At 69.6% G+C, this 15,971-nt stretch carries 13 protein-coding genes; 9 read left to right on the top strand and 4 right to left on the bottom strand.

All coding sequences use genetic code 11. The features are described 5' to 3' along the window. The first annotated feature begins 8 nt into the window (after positions 1–8). Positions 9–839 carry a GNAT family N-acetyltransferase gene (locus ABZ420_RS21020; RefSeq protein ID WP_357125156.1) on the top strand — a complete coding sequence of 277 codons (831 nt, stop codon included), beginning with the start codon at positions 9–11 and terminating at the stop codon, positions 837–839. Here the strand turns inward: ABZ420_RS21020 and ABZ420_RS21015 are convergent. The 4 genes from ABZ420_RS21015 to ABZ420_RS21000 all read right to left on the bottom strand — a co-directional run bounded on the left by ABZ420_RS21015 (position 824) and on the right by ABZ420_RS21000 (position 6,515). Further along, positions 824–1,771: a MerR family transcriptional regulator gene (locus ABZ420_RS21015; protein WP_357125153.1), complete on the bottom strand. Its 948-nt coding sequence runs from the start codon at positions 1,769–1,771 to the stop codon at positions 824–826. The two genes, ABZ420_RS21020 and ABZ420_RS21015, sit on opposite strands and share 16 nt — an antisense overlap. Before the next feature lie 33 nt (positions 1,772–1,804). Continuing rightward, entirely contained in the window at positions 1,805–3,430 is a 1,626-nt protein-coding gene (locus ABZ420_RS21010; protein WP_357125150.1) for a serine/threonine-protein kinase, read from the bottom strand. 3 nt (positions 3,431–3,433) lie between these two features. Continuing rightward, entirely contained in the window at positions 3,434–5,257 is a 1,824-nt protein-coding gene (locus tag ABZ420_RS21005) for a protein kinase (protein ID WP_357125147.1), read from the bottom strand. A gap of 124 nt (positions 5,258–5,381) precedes the next feature. Next, entirely contained in the window at positions 5,382–6,515 is a 1,134-nt protein-coding gene (locus ABZ420_RS21000) for a serine/threonine-protein kinase (RefSeq protein ID WP_357125144.1), read from the bottom strand. A gap of 123 nt (positions 6,516–6,638) precedes the next feature. Here ABZ420_RS21000 and ABZ420_RS20995 point away from each other — a divergent pair, with 123 nt between their 5' ends. From ABZ420_RS20995 to ABZ420_RS20960, 8 genes are all read left to right on the top strand, one after another. Beyond that, positions 6,639–7,409: a deoxyribonuclease IV gene (locus ABZ420_RS20995; RefSeq protein ID WP_357125141.1), complete on the top strand. Its 771-nt coding sequence runs from the start codon at positions 6,639–6,641 to the stop codon at positions 7,407–7,409. Positions 7,410–7,504: 95 nt separating this feature from the next. Then, positions 7,505–8,434, top strand: coding sequence for a TauD/TfdA family dioxygenase (locus tag ABZ420_RS20990; RefSeq protein WP_357125138.1), 930 nt, complete (start codon positions 7,505–7,507; stop codon positions 8,432–8,434). 153 nt (positions 8,435–8,587) lie between these two features. Next, complete coding sequence (locus ABZ420_RS20985; RefSeq protein ID WP_062973860.1) at positions 8,588–9,808, top strand: CaiB/BaiF CoA-transferase family protein; 1,221 nt, start codon at positions 8,588–8,590, stop codon at positions 9,806–9,808. Further along, complete coding sequence (locus ABZ420_RS20980) at positions 9,805–9,972, top strand: hypothetical protein (RefSeq protein ID WP_157106853.1); 168 nt, start codon at positions 9,805–9,807, stop codon at positions 9,970–9,972. Before ABZ420_RS20985 ends, ABZ420_RS20980 begins: the two co-directional genes overlap by 4 nt. Further along, a complete protein-coding gene (locus ABZ420_RS20975; protein ID WP_357125135.1) occupies positions 9,969–10,895 on the top strand; it encodes a hydroxymethylglutaryl-CoA lyase in 927 nt (308 codons plus the stop codon). The genes ABZ420_RS20980 and ABZ420_RS20975 overlap by 4 nt, the downstream gene beginning before the upstream one ends. Before the next feature lie 84 nt (positions 10,896–10,979). Next, positions 10,980–11,756: an ABC transporter ATP-binding protein gene (locus ABZ420_RS20970; RefSeq protein WP_357125132.1), complete on the top strand. Its 777-nt coding sequence runs from the start codon at positions 10,980–10,982 to the stop codon at positions 11,754–11,756. Between the two features lie 34 nt (positions 11,757–11,790). Then, positions 11,791–14,319: an FtsX-like permease family protein gene (locus ABZ420_RS20965; RefSeq protein WP_357125129.1), complete on the top strand. Its 2,529-nt coding sequence runs from the start codon at positions 11,791–11,793 to the stop codon at positions 14,317–14,319. Between the two features lie 732 nt (positions 14,320–15,051). Further along, complete coding sequence (locus ABZ420_RS20960; RefSeq protein ID WP_357125126.1) at positions 15,052–15,873, top strand: phosphatase PAP2 family protein; 822 nt, start codon at positions 15,052–15,054, stop codon at positions 15,871–15,873. Positions 15,874–15,971 lie beyond the last annotated feature (98 nt).

Raw genomic sequence — 15,971 nt, 5'->3', positions numbered from 1 at the left:
TGATTTCCATGAGGATCGAGATCACCACCGACGCCGCCGAGTTCCGCTCGGTCGCGGGGTCGTTCCTGCTCCGCGATCCGTTGCGGCACACGGTGCTCACCACGACCGTCGCCAACCACGTCATGGGCATCGACGCCCCGGCCGAAGTATCGCGATTTCTCTCCGTCCGTGGCGAGGACGCCTCGGTGGTCGGTGCCGCCATGCGCGTAGCCGGTCGCGACGTGTATCTCGGCGCGCTACCGCCCGACGGCATTCCCGCGGTGGCTCGCGCACTGGCCGACGTCGTCCCCGAGAGCGCGGGTGTGGAGGGCGTCGTCGCCGACGCCACCGCTTTCGCTCAGCACTGGAGCGCCCTGCTGGGGAAAGGCTTCCACCAGTCCTACCTCACCCGGCTGTACCGGCTCGGCGCGCTGCGCATCCCGGACGTGGCCGGAGCGCCGCGTCGCGCCGTGGCATCCGATGTCGCGCTGTGCGGGGACTGGCTGAGGGCCATGCGCGAGGAGTCCGGAATGGCGTCCGGGCTGGACGAGGCCGCGATCCGGCGTCGTGTGGACTCGGGCCGGTGGTGGCTGTGGGAACGCTACGGGAGACCGGTCGCTCTGGCCGCGCACCACGTTCCGATCCAGGGCTGGGCCCGGATCGGGCCGGTCTACACCCCGCCGGACGCGCGCGGGCACGGTTACGCCGGCGCGCTGACCGCGCATGTCGCCGAACTGCTGCGGGCCAAGAGCCTGGACGTCTGCCTGTTCGCCGACACCGCCAACGCCACGGCCAACCGGATCTACCGGACGATCGGCTTCCACCCGACCCACGAGTTCGCGCACTACGTCTTCGAGTAACCCGCCAGGACGGTGCGCAGGGCCGCGGTGAACCAGGCGAACACCGGCGCGAGACTCGGCGGTGCGGGCCAGCCGTTGATCACCGCGAGCAACTGCCAGTACCGCTCCACGCGTGGGTCGTCGGCCACCTCCAGGCGCGCCAGCATCCACTCGCGCAACGCGCGATCGTCGGGCCTGCCGAAGGTGGCCGCGTAGCGCGCCGCGAGATCGGCGACCACTTCGGCCGCCGCGGGCGACTCCGGCGCGACAGCTGCCCGGAGGGCTGATCCGACCCGGTCGCGCACGGCCTCGGTGAGATCGTGGTGCAGACCGGTCGCGTCGCCGTCGGCGCGCTCGCGCGCCTGATACTCGGCCATCCGCCGGATCGCCGCGCGAAAGTCCGTGTCGGAGGTCAGTTCCGCCAGCTCCACCCATGCCGCCACCTGCTCGGGTGTCGGGTCGTCGGGCAGTTCCGGCAGCGCCGTCCGGATCAGTTCGGCCAATTCCGGGTTGGCGTCCAATCCGCCGAAGGTGGCGTCCACGAAATCCTCGATCAGCCGATGACGTCCGGCGGCCGACAACGTGACCAGCTTGTGCATGAGATCCAACTCCTCTGGGGTCGAGCCCTGCCCGGCCACCGTGCGCAGAACCGCGCGCCGCTGCCGCAGGATCCGGATCTGGGTGTCGAGAGCGTCGGCGTGCGCCGCGGCGACCTCGGACAGCGGCAGCTCGTGCGCGAGCACGCGCCGGACGATGGCCAGGCCGAGTCCGAGATCGCGCAGCGTACGTACCAGATCCAGTTCCGCCAGCGCGCGGGTGTCGTAGAGGCGGTAGCCGGTAGGGCTGAGTTCGGTGGGCAGGACGATGCCCTTGTCGGCGTAGAACCGGATCGTCTTGACACTGAGACCGGTTCGTTCGGCTACGGCTCCGATGGTGAAGCGAGTGTCGTCCATGTTCCTACCCTCGCGTCTCCCCCTGGGGGAAACTCAATTCAGCGGAGCGGATTTCCACCAATCCATGAACTCGGCGTCGGTGGCGATGAATCCGGCGCTGTACATCAGCATGGCTGCCCGGCCGGGATCAGAGGGGAACGCGGTGACCATGCGCGGGCGCAGGTCTCGGCTGCCGCGCAGGGTGTAGTTCGGGTAACTGCGGCCGCTGTCGGTGGTGGCGGTCGCGTGGTCGTTGGCGGGTAACGCGGCGAGCACCGCCTGCGCGTCGGCGGGCGAGCCGTAGAGGTAGAAGTCGAAGGACGCCTTGTTCGGCCCGCCGAAGCAGCTCCACATCACCAGCCAGGCACCGAAATCGGGGTCTTCCGGGTCGCCGGGCGCCGGGGAATCCGGTGTGTGGGCGAAACAGCCCGCCTTGTTGTATCCGGTTCCGGAGTGCACCAGGCGCTGGGCCGAGGTCTCCGGCAGCATGTCCGGGAACGCCGCGCTCAACTCGGCCGCGCGGGTGCCGACGGTGGCACGGTCCGTGGTGGCCGCGACGGTCGTGGCCGGACGGCCGGTGACCGAGGGCGCGGGGGACGCGGTGTTCCGCGGGCGGGAGGTCGTCGTCGGTGCGGCGGTACCGGAGGAATCAGGACTGCTGAGGGCCATCGCGACGGCGCCGCCGAACAGGGCGACCACCAACAGCAGGCCGATCCAGCCGCCCACCGAAGCGTGCCAACGGGAACGTCGTGCCGGGCCGAGGTAGGCGCGCGCCGGACGCTGCGGGGTGGCCGCGTCGGCCAGGGGCGGAGACGAATTCGGCGGGGGCGGTGGTGGCCACGGTGCGGGGGGCGCGGTCAGCGCCTGCCACGCGGCGGCGGCGAACTCCGTGCACGAGTCGAAGCGGTCGGCCGCGTGCTTGGCCATCGCCTTGGCCAGCACGCCGTCCAGTGCCACCGGCAAGCCGGGCCGCAGCCTGCTGACCTGCGGTGGCGGTGCGCTGAGATGTCCATGGATCACCGCGACCGGATTGGTGGCGTCGAACGGCACCGTGCCGGTCAGCAGGCGGAACAGCGTGCAGGCCAGCGAATACTGGTCGGCGCGGTGATCCAGCGGCGCACCGGACAGCTGCTCCGGGGCGGCGTAGGCGAGGGTGGCGGTGAAGGTTCCGGTCTGGGTGAGCCGTCCGGTGTCGTCCCGGAATCGGGCGATGCCGAAGTCGGAGAGGAAGACGCGCTCCTGCCCGCCTTCCACCCGCTCCAGCAGGATGTTCGCCGGTTTCACGTCGCGGTGCAGCACGCCGCGGCTGTGCGCGAAGTCCAGCGCCGTAGCCGTCTCGGCGATGATCTGCACCGCCCGCTGCGGCGGCAGCGTCCACGCGTCCAGCGCGGCGGCGTCGGTGCCGTCGATGTAGCGCATGCTGATCCACAGCCGATCGCCCTCGACGCCCCGGTCGAACACCGTGACGATGTTCGGGTGGTCGAGCCGCGCGACGAGGTCCGCCTCCCGCTCGAAGCGGGCGCGGATCTCCTTGTCGTCGAACAGCTCCGGGTTCAACAGCTTCATCGCCGTCAACCGGGGCAGCCGCGGATGCCGGGCGAGGTACACCGATCCCATCCCGCCGCGGCCGAGCAGGCGTTCGATGGTGTACCCCGCGAAGACCTCGCCGGTGCGCAGCATCGGTCAGTTCAGCGGCGCCGAGCGCCACCAGCGCAGCGCTTCGTCGATAGTGGTGTGGGCGAAGCCGTCGGTGTACATCAGGTATTGGGTCCGATCCGGGTCGCCGGTGAACGCGGTGACCAGCTTGGCGCCCTCGTCGACGTACTTGTAATTGGTGTAGGTCTTCCCGCCGTTGGTGTCGCTGGACTTGGTGGCCGACGAGGGCAGCGTCTTCAGCACCGCCTGGACGTCGGCCGGGGTCTTGTAGACGTAGATGCGGTAGTACGGATCATCGTTGTTGCCGCCCTTGAAGCAGCGCCACTGCGCGGCCCAGTCGCCGAAGTCCGGGTCGCCCTTGGACGGCGAGGGCGGCGAGCTCGGTGAGGCCAGCCAGCACTCCGCGCCGTTGTATCCGACATCCTCGGTCTGGGAGGCGGGCACCATCCGCGGGAATTCCGCGCTGATCGACTCCGGTGTCGCGTCGACGAGGTTCGGTTTCACCGCCGACGTGGTCGTGGTGCCCGCGTTGTTCGAGCCCGAATCGGAGACGGCGCCGATGATGCCGAGCACCACCAGGATCAGCACGACCACGCCCACCGCGAGACCGACGATCAGCCCGGTGTTCTTCTTGGGCGGCGGTGGGGCCGACGGGTGCAGGTGCGCGCCGTGCGGGGGTGCCGGTGGGGCGGCGAAGCCGGAGAACCCGGATTGCTGCCGGCTGTAGGGGTTGGTGGCCGTCGGCTGCGGCGCGGGGCCGGTCTGCGGCCGCGAGTTCACCACCGGCGCGGGCGGCGGAGTCGCTGGTACGGCCGAGGCGGCGAGTACGTTCGGTCCGCTGGTCTGCGGAGTGTGCACCTGGTGACCAGGGCCGCTGACGTAGTGACCCGGTGCCACCGGATACGGCGAGCCGGTCGTCGGGATCTGCGGCCCGGTCGTCGGGCGCGGCCCCGCGGTCGGGTGCGGCGGCCCGGTGACCGGACGCGGACCGCCCACCACCGGCATCGACGGCGCGCTCGAACCGGTCAGCGCCTGTTTGGCGGCCGCGGCGAATTCCGCGCAGCTGCCGTACCGGTCGTCGGGCCGCTTGGCCATCGCCCTGGCCAGGACGCCGTCCAGCGCGAAAGGCAATCCCGCCCGGACGCCGCTCAGCGCGGGCGGCGCTCCTTGCAGATGTCCCTGGATGACCGCGGCGGGGTTCGTCGCGGAGAACGGGCCGGTGCCGGTGAACAACCAGAACAGCGAGCAGGCCAGCGAGTACTGGTCGGAGCGGTGGTCGAGCGAGGCGCCGGTGAGCTGCTCGGGGGAGGCGTAGGCGAGCGTCGCGGTGAAGGTGCCGGTCTGGGTGAGATGACCGGTGTCGTCACGCAGCCGCGCGATGCCGAAGTCGGTGAGATACACCCGCTCACCGCGACCGGCGGTGGAGCGGGCCAGCAGGATGTTGGCGGGTTTCACGTCACGGTGCAGCACCCCGTTGCCGTGCGCGTAGTCCAGCGCGTCGGCGGTCTCCTTGATGATCTGCACCGCGCGTTCGGGCGGCAGCGACTTCGGTTCCACCGATGCGGCGTCGATACCGTCGACGTACTGCATCGAGATCCACAGCTGCTCGTCGTCGAGCCCGCGGTCGTAGACCGTGACGATGTTCGGGTGATCGAGCTGGGCGACCAGATCCGCCTCCCGTTCGAACCGCGCCCGCACCTCCTTGTCGAAGCACATCTCCCGATTCAGCAGTTTCAGCGCGGTCATCCGCGGCAGCCGCGGATGTTTCGCCAGATAGACCGAGCCCATGCCACCACGGCCGAGTTGCCGCTCGATGACATAGCCGGCGAAAACGTCACCGCTGGCCAGCATGACTGCTCCACTTCCCGCCGCCCGCCGGGACCCACCGGCGAACAGGCGTACAGCATAAGAATGCGTGGCCGGAATGGGCCCGACCACGGAAAACATCGAAACCATAGCAGTAGTCGCGCGCCGCCTATCGCTCGTCGAACATGGCGACGTGCGGGCGATCGGCGTGGGCCGGACCGCCCGGCGGTGGCCGGGGGTCCTGAGGTTGCTGGTGCTGTCGCACCGCGGATCCCGGGCGCATGGCCAAGTTCGGCAACTCGATCAGGCCGGGATGAACGGGACGGCGCGGCGGCAGGAAACTCGGCAGCGGCCGAGCGGTTTCCGGCTGCCTCGGCCGCGGCGGCGGCGCGGCAGTGCGGTGCGTCGGCTCGGCCGCGCGCCCGTCGGCGTCGATGGCGCGCGGCGGCGCCGCCCAGTGCCCGGCGGGTTGTCCGCCGAGAGCATGTTTCGCCGCGGCGGCGAACTCGGCGCAACTGGCGAATCGGTCCGCGGGCCGCTTGGCCATCGCGCGAGCCAGCACCGGATCCAGTGCGGGCGGCAATGCGGGGCGCACGCGGCTCGGTACCGGGATGGGTGCGTACAGATGGTTGTTCACCACGGCCGCCGGGTTGGCGCCGGGATACGGCGGCGCGCCGGTGAGCATCCAGAACAGTGTGCAGGCCAGTGAGTACTGATCGGCGCGATCGTCCAGCGGCTGTCCGATCAGCTGTTCCGGAGCGCCGAAGGCGAGTGTCGCGGTGATCGTGCCCGACGAGCCGATCGTGGACTCCGAGCCACGGATGCCCGCGATCCCGAAATCGGTGAGCAGCACCCGCTCCGGCTGTCCGATCGGCGCTTTCGCCAGCAGGATGTTGGCCGGTTTCACATCGCGGTGCAGTACCTGGTTGGCATGGGCGAAATCCAGTGCCGCGGCGGTATCGGCGACGATCTGCACCGCGCGGCCGGGCGCGAGCACGTCGACGTCCGCGCAGGAGGCGTCCGCGCCGGGCACGTACTGCATGGAGATCCACAGCTGCTGATGCTCGGCGCCGCGATCGAACACCGTGACGATGTTCGGGTGGTCCAGGCCTGCGACCAGATCGGCCTCGCGCTCGAAGCGGCGGCGAATGCCGGTGTCGGCGTAGAGCTCCCGTTCGAGCAGCTTCAGGGCCGTCAGGCGGGGCAGCCGAGGGTGCTGGGCCAGGTACACGGTGCCCATGCCGCCCCGGCCGAGGACGCGTTTGATGACGTAGCCCGCGAAGACATCGCCGGTCTGCAACACCGCTACACCCCCTTCTCGAGTCGAGCGCGCGAACACTACCCATGTATCTCGGCGAGCAATGGGGACGTAACAGTCGCGGCGCAACTTCGATTGTCGTCGGTAGCTGCCAGTATGGTGGCCCGCATGCGCATTGGAGCACACGTCCGGCTCGACAGCGACCCGATCGGCTTCGGTGAGAAACTCGGCGCCGACGTCATCCAGATGTTCGTGGTCGATCCGCAGAGCTGGGACAAACCCACCCCGCATCCGCGGACCGAGGAGATTCTCGCCAGCCCGATCGAGGTGGTGGTGCACTCCTCCTATCAGATCAACGTCGCGAGCCTGAACAACCGGTTGCGCATGCCGTCCCGCAACGCGGTGGCGCAGCAGGCGAAGGCGGCCGCCGAACTCGGCGCGTTCGGCCTGGTGGTGCACGGCGGGCATGTGCGTTCCGACGCCGAGCTGGCGACCGGGATCGACAACTGGCGCAAACTGTTCGAACGCCAGCAGGACAAGGGCGGATTCGCGGTGCCGATCCTGATCGAGAACACCGCGGGCGGCAATCACGCCATGGCCAGGCATTTCGATTCCATCGCCCGGTTGTGGGACGCGGTCGGCGACTACGGCGCGGGCTTCTGCCTGGACACCTGCCACGCCTGGGCCGGCGGTGAGGAACTGATCGGCGTCGTCGACCGGATCAAGGCGATCACCGGGCGGATCGACCTGGTGCACCTGAACTCCTCGCGCGACGAGTTCGACTCCGGCGCCGACCGCCACGCCAACTTCGCCGACGGCACCATCGACCCGCAATTGCTCGCCGAGGTGTGCCGGACGGCAGACGCGCCGGTGGTCCTGGAAACCCCGGGAGACGGCCTCGCGGAGGATCTGGCGTACTTGCGCGAGCACTGTGTCTAGTTTGCGATCAGCACGACGAAAACCCTGGTCAGTGGGGTGGTCTCGGTGATGTGCTCGAGGGAGCAGTAACCGATATCGACAGCGAAGGTGATCTCATGACGGTCGCACCCGCCACCCCATCCACCGCCGTGGTGACCAAGCTCGGCGCCCGTATCGGCGCGCGCATCGACAACGTCCGGCTCGGCGGCGATCTGGATCCGGTCACCGTCGAAGTGATCCGTCAGGCACTGCTGGAGCACAAGGTGATCTTCTTCCGCGGGCAGGAGCACCTCACCGAGGACGCGCAGTACGAGTTCGCCGAGCTGCTCGGCTCACCGACCACGCCGCATCCCACGGTCACCTCGCACGGTGTGAAGAGCCTGGCGATCGATTCCGAGCACGGCCGCGCCAACAGCTGGCACACCGACGTCACCTTCGTCGACCGCATCCCGAAGGCGTCCATCCTGCGCGCGGTGCGGCTGCCCTCCTACGGCGGCGCCACCACCTGGGCATCCACCGTCGCGGCCTACGAGTCGCTGCCGGAGCCGCTCAAGCGGCTCGCCGAATCCCTGCGCGCCGTGCATACCAACGTCTACGACTACGCCCGCGTCGAGGAGACGCCGCGTCCCAACACGGCCGCCTACCGGGCGGAGTTCGAGTCCACCTACTACGAGACCGAGCACCCGGTGGTGCGCGTGCACCCCGAGACCGGGGAGCGCGCGCTGCTGCTCGGCCACTTCGTCAAGCATTTCGTCGGGCTCTCCAGCACGGAATCGCACGCGCTGTTCCGGCTGTTCCAGGACCGGGTGACCCGGCTGGAGAACACCGCTCGCTGGAACTGGGCGCCGGGCGACGTCGCCATCTGGGACAACCGCGCCACCCAGCACTACGCCATCGACGACTACGACGACCAGCCGCGCAAGCTGACCCGCATCACCCTGGCCGGCGACGTCCCGGTCGGCGTCGACGGCTCGACGAGCACCACCATCGCGGGCAACGCGGAGCACTACTCGATCATCGAGGACACGCAGCTGCTCGCGTCCTGAGCAAGGACCCCGCATGGTTGCCGGATCTTCCGGTTGTTGAGGGGCCATGCGGTGTCTTCGGGTTCCAGGTTCCGCTGCCGCCGGACTTCTCCGGGCCGCGAACACGCGGCGCCGCGAAACCGACACGGCAGCTCATGGTCCAGACTGGTTGCCATGAGTATTCGGCCGCTGGACGGGGTGCGCGTCCTGGAACTCGGCAATTACATAGCCGCGCCGACCGCCGGGCGCATTCTCGGCGACTTCGGCGCCGAGGTGATCAAGGTGGAACGCCCGAAAGCGGGCGACGAGCTGCGCAACTGGCGGCTCTACGGCGGCGACACCTCGATGCTCTACCGGACGATCAACCGCAACAAGAAGTCGATCACGCTGGACCTGCGCACCGAGGCGGGGCGCGGGATCGTGCTCGACCTGGTCCGCCGTTGCGACGTGCTGCTGGAGAACTTCCGGCCCGGCATGCTGGAGAAGTGGGGCCTGGGCCCCGAGGTGCTGAACGAGGCGAATCCGGACCTGGTGATCACCAGGATCTCCGCCTACGGGCAGACCGGGCCGCTGTCGGAGCGTCCCGGCTTCGCGGCGGTGGCGGAGGCGGTCGGCGGGCTGCGTGAACTGGTGGGCGATCCGGACCGTCCCCCCGTACGCACCGGCGTCTCGATCGGCGACTCGATCGCGGGCATCTACGCCGCCTTCGGCACCGTGATGGCGCTGTTCCAGCGCGAGCGCCGCGCCGAGCCGGACGCGCCGGTCCCGCTGCGGGAGCGGGTGATCGACGTGGCGCTCAACGAGGCGATCCTGTCGGTGATGGAGTCGCTGGTGCCGGACTATCTCGCCTACGGCATCCAGCGTGAACGCGTCGGCGGCCGGATGGAGGGCATCGCGCCGAGCAACGCCTACCCGTGCGCGGACGGCACCAGCATCATCATCGGCGGCAACGGCGACGCCATCTTCCAGCGCTACATGGCGGTCATCGATCGGCCCGATCTGGCCGCGGACCCGGAACTCCAGGACAACGCGGGCCGTTGGCGCCACCGCGAGCGGCTGGACGCGGCGATCGGCGAGTGGACGGTCCGGCACACCCGCGCGGAGGCGCTGAAATTGCTCGACGCCGCCGCGATCCCGTGCGGCCCGATCTACACCGCGGCCGACATCGTGGCCGACGAGCAGTATCGGGCCCGCAACATGATCCAGCCGTTCGCCGTGGATGTCGGCGCGCCGGAGCCGAAGGTCGTCGGCTTTCCCGGCATCGTCCCGGTGATCGGCGATCAGTCCCTGCCCATCCGGACCGTCGGCCCCGACCTGGGTGAGCACACCCGGGAGGTGCTGTCCGGTCTGCTCGGCCTGAGCGAGGCCGAGATCGACGCGTTGGAGGCGCGATGAGCACGCAGCCGCACGACCGGAGGCGTCCGAAGGGACGCGGCGCGCGGGAGCTGCTCTCGCCGGGCACCAGCAGGCCCGCCGTCCAGCCGAATCCGACCGGGGCGGGCGAGAAGCCCTGGGGCGGCGTGATGTGCGGTCACCACCGGGCTCGGGAGCAGCGATGACCGCGCCGGTGCTGCGCGACGTCACGTTGCGCGACGGACTGCAACTGACCGGCAAACTGCTGTCCGTGCAGCGCAAGGTGGACATCGTGCGCCGCCTGCTCGCGCTCGGGGTGCCCGCGCTGGAGATCGGCTCGATGGCGCGCCCGGACCTGGTCGCGCCGATGGCGAACACCATGGAACTGGTCGCCGCGTTGACGCCGGAGGAGCTGCGCCGCTGCTGGGTGTGGGTGGCGACGCCGCGGCATGTCGAGAAGGCCGCCGCGGCGGGCGTGCGCAATTTCCAGTACTGCTTCTCGGTCTCCGACGCGCACAACCGGGCGAACATCGGGCGCGACACCGCCGACAGCGTCGCCGCCATGCCGGACGCGGTGCGCCTGGCCCGCGAGGCGGGCGGGTCGATCCAGCTCTGCTTGGCGACGGCCTTCACCTGCCCGTTCGACGGCCCGGTCGACCCGGAGCGGGTGCTGGCCATCGCCCGCGACCCGCGCACCGAGGGCGCGGACGACATCGTCCTGGCCGACACGCTCGGTCAAGCCCATCCCGGCGAGGTCGCCGCGCTGGTCGCCGCGGTCCGGGACCGGACGCCACCGCGCCGCGTGGTCTTCCACGGTCACGACACCTGGGGAATGGGCGTGGCCAACACCCTCGCCGCCGTCGCGGCCGGCGCGGACATGGTCGACGGCGCACTCGGTGGACTCGGCGGCTGCCCATTCGCCCCCGGCGCGAGCGGCAACACCGCATCCGAGGACATCCTCTTCGCCACCAGACCGGACTGGTTCACCCCCGCCACGCTGGCCGCGTTGGTGAGCATGTCAGAGGAGCTACTGGCCGAACTCGGCGAACCCAACCGCTCGCGGGCCCTCGAAGGCGCCCGTTCGAAAGCCTCGGCCTTCGAGTGGGTGGTCGGCGGAAAGTCGGAGTAGTCCGGCAGCGCCGCAGGCGCTGGAAAACCAACACGGGGTCTTCCCTGATGGCGTGGGGCCGCGAAGCCGGTAAGACTGGACGGCATGACTTCCCAAGCCTTGGGCGCCGACATCGCCGACCTGGCGGCATCGACCGATGTCGCGGCCCACGCTATCGAACTGACCAAGGTCTACGGATCGGGTGACACCCAGGTCAGGGCATTGGACGGAGTGTCGGCCGAGTTCGCGAAGGGAGAGTTCACCGCGATCATGGGCCCGTCCGGATCGGGCAAGTCGACCCTTATGCACTGCCTGGCGGGGCTGGACAGCGCCAGTTCGGGCACCGTCCGCATCGGCGACACCGACCTGACCAGTCTGTCCGACAAGCAGATGACGCGCCTGCGCCGGGACCGGATCGGCTTCGTCTTCCAGGCGTTCAACCTGGTGCCGACGCTGACGGCGCTGGAGAACATCACGTTGCCGCTGGACATCGCTGGGCGCGAGCCCGACCAGGAGTGGCTGGACACCGTGCTGCGGCGGCTGGGGCTGATCGATCGGCTCACCCACCGTCCCAGCGAGCTGTCCGGCGGACAGCAGCAGCGGGTGGCCTGCGCCCGTGCGCTCGCGGGCAAGCCGGAGATCATCTTCGGCGACGAGCCCACCGGCAACCTGGACTCCCGCGCCTCGGAGGAGGTGCTGTCGATCCTGCGCGCCGCAGTGGACGAGTTCGGGCAGACGGTGGTCATCGTGACCCACGAACCGCATGCCGCCGGGTTCGCCGACCGGGTGGTGTTCCTGGCCGACGGACGCATCGTCGACGAGATGCGCGATCCGACCGCCGACACCGTGCTCGACCGGATGAAAGCGCTGGAGCAGGCGTGAGCGGGGGTTCACGGGAGAATCGGGGGCGGGCGTGATGGCCGGAAGTCCGATGCGCAAAGTCGCGCTGCGCAATCTCGCCGCGCACAAGGTGCGACTCGCGCTGACGCTGTTGTCGGTGGTGCTCGGCACCGCGTTCATCGCGGGTTCGTTCGTGTTCACCGATACGTTGCAGAGCACCTTCGACGGGATCTTCGCCAACGAGGCGAAGGGCGTCGACGTACGGGTGAGCCCGAAGGAGCGCCAAGCGCAGGGCGTCCCGAACAACGTGGTGGACGAGCTGGTGAAGTACCCCGGCGTCCGCACGGTCGCGCCCAGCGTGAACGGACCGGTGGTGCTGCTCGATCCCACGGGCAAGAAAGCGGTGCAGACCGGCGGGGCGCCTACGTTCGGCAAGTCGTACCTGCCGCCGGAGAAGGCCGTCGCGGAACCGGAGAAGTTTTTGCAGGGCGTCCCGCCCGCTCGCCCCGGCGAGGTCGCGCTCAACACCGGCGGCGCCGAGCGGGCCGGGCTGAAGATCGGTGATCGGACCAAGATCCTGATCCCATCCCAGCCCGATCCCATCGACGTGACGCTCACCGGTGTCTACGAACTCCCGTCCGATACCGGCGGTTTCATCGGGGTGCTGTTCGACGACACGCAGGCGCGCAAGCTGTTCACCGACGGACTGCACGTCGCCTACGTGGACCTCGCGGCCACCGGCATCCCGGGGGACGAACTGCGCGACAATCTCGCGAAAGAGCTGACCGGCTACAAGGTGCAGAACGGCGACCAGGTGCGTGCGGATCTGAAGAAGGAGATCTCCAACGCGCTGAATTTCATCAACTACTTCCTGCTCGCCTTCGGCGCGATCGCGCTGATCGTGGGCACGTTCATCATCTACAACACGTTCTCCATGATCGTCGCGCAACGACTGCGGGAGCTGGCGCTGCTGCGCGCCGTCGGCGCGAGCAGGCAGCAGGTCGGCACGTCGGTGGTGGCGGAGGCGTTCGTCATCGGATTGATCGGCAGTGCGATCGGCCTGGCGGGCGGCGTCGGGCTGGCGTTCGGATTGTCGGCGGTGCTCAACGCTTTCGACCTCGGGTTGCCGACCGGATCGATGGCGGTGCGGCCGCGCACCATCGCGGTGGGGCTGCTGGTCGGTCTCGCGGTGACGATGGTGAGCGCCTACGCCCCCGCCCGCCGCGCATCGCGGATTCCGCCGGTGCAGGCCATGCGCGAAGAGTTCGCGTCGGCGGGGGAGTCGCTGCGCCTGCGCACGATCTGCGGCGCGGTGCTCGCCGTGCTCGGAGCGGGGTTCGTCGTGCTCGGTGCGCAGCGCACCGGTGGCACGGCCGCCGCCACGGTCGGTGTCGGCGCGCTCGGGCTGATCTTCGCCGTGCTGCTCGCCGCGCCCGCGCTGTCGCGTCCGCTGGTCGGCGGGCTCGGAGCGCTGGTGCGTCCGTTCGGGCCGATCGGCCGTATGGCGCGCAACAACGCGGCGCGCAATCCTCGCCGCACCGCCGCCACGGCGTTCGCGCTCACCCTGGGACTGATGCTCGTCTCGGCGATCGGCATGCTGGGCGCCTCGGCGAAGGCCAGCGTCGGCGTGCTGGTCGACAAGGGTGTCCGAGCCGACTACGTGCTGGCGGGACCGCAATTGCTCGGCGTGCCGTTCGGCGCTGCCGACGCCGCGCGCACCGGGGTGCCGGGCGTGGAGCAAGCGGTGGGGATGCGGGGCGCGGGCTTCAAGCTCGGCGGCGAGCAGGTGTTCGCCACCTCGCCGGACGGTCCGCTGGCCGGTGTGCTGAACTACGAGATCGTGCGCGGCAGTGACACGCTGGGCGCCAGGGACGTCCTGGTGTCGGAGGACGAGGCCGGTGACCGGGGATGGAAGGTCGGCGACCAGGTGACCCCGACCAGTGTGGACGGCAAGAAGGTGCCGCTCACCGTGACCGGGGTGTACAAGAAGAACCCGCTGCTCGGTCCGATGGTGGTGTCGCAGACGGTCTACGACGAGGTCGTCCCGCTGAACTTCCGGACCAACTTCCTGGTGCTGATCAAGGCGCAGCCGGGCGCGAACCTCACCCAGATGCGTGCCGACCTGGAGAAGGCCACCGAGCAGTTCGTGGTGGTGCAGGTGCAGGACCGCGAGGAGTTCAAAGGCGCGCAGGGCAAGCAGATCAACACCCTGCTGGCCATCCTGTACGGCCTGCTCGCCTTGGCGGTGGTGATCGCGATCCTCGGCATCGTCAACACGCTCGCGCTGTCGGTGGTGGAGCGACGCAGGGAGATCGGCATGCTGCGCGCGGTCGGTATGCAGCGCGCCCAGGTTCGCCGGACGATCTATCTGGAGTCCATGCTGATCGCGGTGTTCGGCGCGATCGTCGGCATGCTGCTCGGCCTCGGGCTCGGCGTCGGTTTCCTGCGCACGCTGCGTGAGTTCGGCCTCGACCAGATCGCCATCCCGTGGAGTCAGCTGGTGCTGGTTCTGATCAGTTCGGCGGTCGTCGGGGTGCTGGCCGCCCTCTGGCCGGGGGTGCGGGCCGCGCGCACGCCGCCACTGGCGGCCATCGCCGACATCTGAGAGCCCGTGCGGCGCACGTCCAGCGTGCGCCGCACGCGGCGGTCAGCGGCCCGGGCCACGGCCCGGAACAGGCGGGTTCGCACCTCGCGACGCATTGGGGTGAGCAACGGCGACTCGGGTGCGTTCGCCGGCGTTGCGCCGAAACGAGGGAACAAGCGGTGGCGTTCGCGCGGTGGGTCGCCGACCCGGGGGGCGGTTTACCGCCGAGATCTCGCATCGTTGCGAAGACGTCCACGCCCTCCCGGATCGCTCGGTGACTCGGTCGTCGGCGAAGCGGACGAGGAACATCGCGTTGTCGGTGACGGATCAGCCGGTCGGTGGCAGGCCCCGGTACTCGCCCGGGGTGTGCCACGGTGACCGTGTTCCCCAAGACGACTTCGTCCCCTCGGCGATCACATCGTCGGTCGGCCGGAACCGCCGCCGATCCGGGACTCCGTCGCGATCATCGGTAACGGCATCAGGGCAGTCCCCTTCGCGCGGGCACCGGACGGCGATAGCTCGCTTCAGCACAGCTCCGTATACCCGGTAACACCATTGCCGACGCTCTCCGAGCGGGCAGCATGAATCGCGAGTTCACTTGTGTCGCAAGTGAACTCGTTCCGCGGCGTGCCGGTGTCTGTCCCGTCACATCTTGCTGAAGTTGTCGGTTTCGTAGTGTTAGTTTAAACGGAGGTTACCACTCCACTTAATTCTCGGTAAACGGCCTGATTCAACGGGGAAGGAGGCCGCGCGATGGTCGCTGTGGACTTCGGCGCCGGACTGGAGTTCGCGCCGGGCGGAGTCGTCGAACGGGTGCGGGCGGCTGTTCGCGGTCGCGGCGGCGAGGCGGTCGGGCAGCTAGTCCTCATCACGGTGCTCTACGTCGGCTATCGCGCGGGACGGCTGGTCACCGCCGACGACACCGGGCGCGCCATGGTCAACGCGCATGGTCTGCTCGGCTTCGAAAGACGGCTCGGCCTGCCGGACGAGCGCACGGTTCAGGCGTTGTTCCTGGACCGCGAGTTCCTCGCCGTTCCGGCCAACTTCTACTACGCCAGTGCGCATTTCACCGTAGCCGTCGGGGTCCTGCTGTGGCTGTGGGTGTTTCGCCCGGGACACTACCGCTGGACCAGGAACCTCATGGTGGCGCTGACCGGCGCCGCGCTCGTGGTGCACATACTGGTTCCGCTCGCGCCGCCGCGCATGCTGCCCGATCAGGGTTTCATCGATCTGGCCGCCCGGTACGGCCAATCCGTCTACGGCGACGCCGATTCCGGCGGGCTGTCCAATCAGTTCGCGGCCATGCCTTCGCTGCATGTCGGCTGGGCGCTGCTGCTCGGGGTGTCGGTGGTCGCCGCGACTCGCACGTCGTGGCGCTGGCTCGCGCTGGCCCATCCGGTGCTGACCACGGTCGTGGTGGTGGGCACCGCCAACCACTACTGGCTGGACACCGTGGTCGCTGTTGGATTGCTGGCGGTGTCCGCCGCCCTGCATCCCTTCGTGGTCCCTGCGGCGGCCACCGCTTGGGGCGTGATGGGTCCTGTCTCGAAGGAACCCGTTTTGATCCGCTCGTAGTGGTTGCGCACACGCCCGGCGGCGCTGCCCGGAAAAGCTCGCCGCGGCGCGTACGATCGCAGGGCCGTCCTGTTCGCCCTGCCCGGACAAGGAGTTGC

This window comes from Nocardia sp. NPDC005745, from assembly GCF_040630775.1.
In the GTDB taxonomy this organism is placed as follows: domain Bacteria; phylum Actinomycetota; class Actinomycetes; order Mycobacteriales; family Mycobacteriaceae; genus Nocardia.
This window is presented reverse-complemented; position numbering and strand designations above follow the sequence as displayed.

Excerpts from the sequence above, each read along its gene's own strand:
- ABZ420_RS21020 (WP_357125156.1), top strand. The coding sequence starts at position 9 with ATGAGGATCGAGATCACCACCGACGCCGCCGAGTTCCGCTCGGTCGCG.
- ABZ420_RS21015 (WP_357125153.1), bottom strand. The coding sequence starts at position 1,771 with ATGGACGACACTCGCTTCACCATCGGAGCCGTAGCCGAACGAACCGGT.
- ABZ420_RS21010 (WP_357125150.1), bottom strand. The coding sequence starts at position 3,430 with ATGCTGCGCACCGGCGAGGTCTTCGCGGGGTACACCATCGAACGCCTG.
- ABZ420_RS21005 (WP_357125147.1), bottom strand. The coding sequence starts at position 5,257 with ATGCTGGCCAGCGGTGACGTTTTCGCCGGCTATGTCATCGAGCGGCAA.
- ABZ420_RS20995 (WP_357125141.1), top strand. The coding sequence starts at position 6,639 with ATGCGCATTGGAGCACACGTCCGGCTCGACAGCGACCCGATCGGCTTC.
- ABZ420_RS20990 (WP_357125138.1), top strand. The coding sequence starts at position 7,505 with ATGACGGTCGCACCCGCCACCCCATCCACCGCCGTGGTGACCAAGCTC.
- ABZ420_RS20985 (WP_062973860.1), top strand. The coding sequence starts at position 8,588 with ATGAGTATTCGGCCGCTGGACGGGGTGCGCGTCCTGGAACTCGGCAAT.
- ABZ420_RS20980 (WP_157106853.1), top strand. The coding sequence starts at position 9,805 with ATGAGCACGCAGCCGCACGACCGGAGGCGTCCGAAGGGACGCGGCGCG.
- ABZ420_RS20975 (WP_357125135.1), top strand. The coding sequence starts at position 9,969 with ATGACCGCGCCGGTGCTGCGCGACGTCACGTTGCGCGACGGACTGCAA.
- ABZ420_RS20970 (WP_357125132.1), top strand. The coding sequence starts at position 10,980 with ATGACTTCCCAAGCCTTGGGCGCCGACATCGCCGACCTGGCGGCATCG.
- ABZ420_RS20965 (WP_357125129.1), top strand. The coding sequence starts at position 11,791 with ATGGCCGGAAGTCCGATGCGCAAAGTCGCGCTGCGCAATCTCGCCGCG.
- ABZ420_RS20960 (WP_357125126.1), top strand. The coding sequence starts at position 15,052 with ATGGTCGCTGTGGACTTCGGCGCCGGACTGGAGTTCGCGCCGGGCGGA.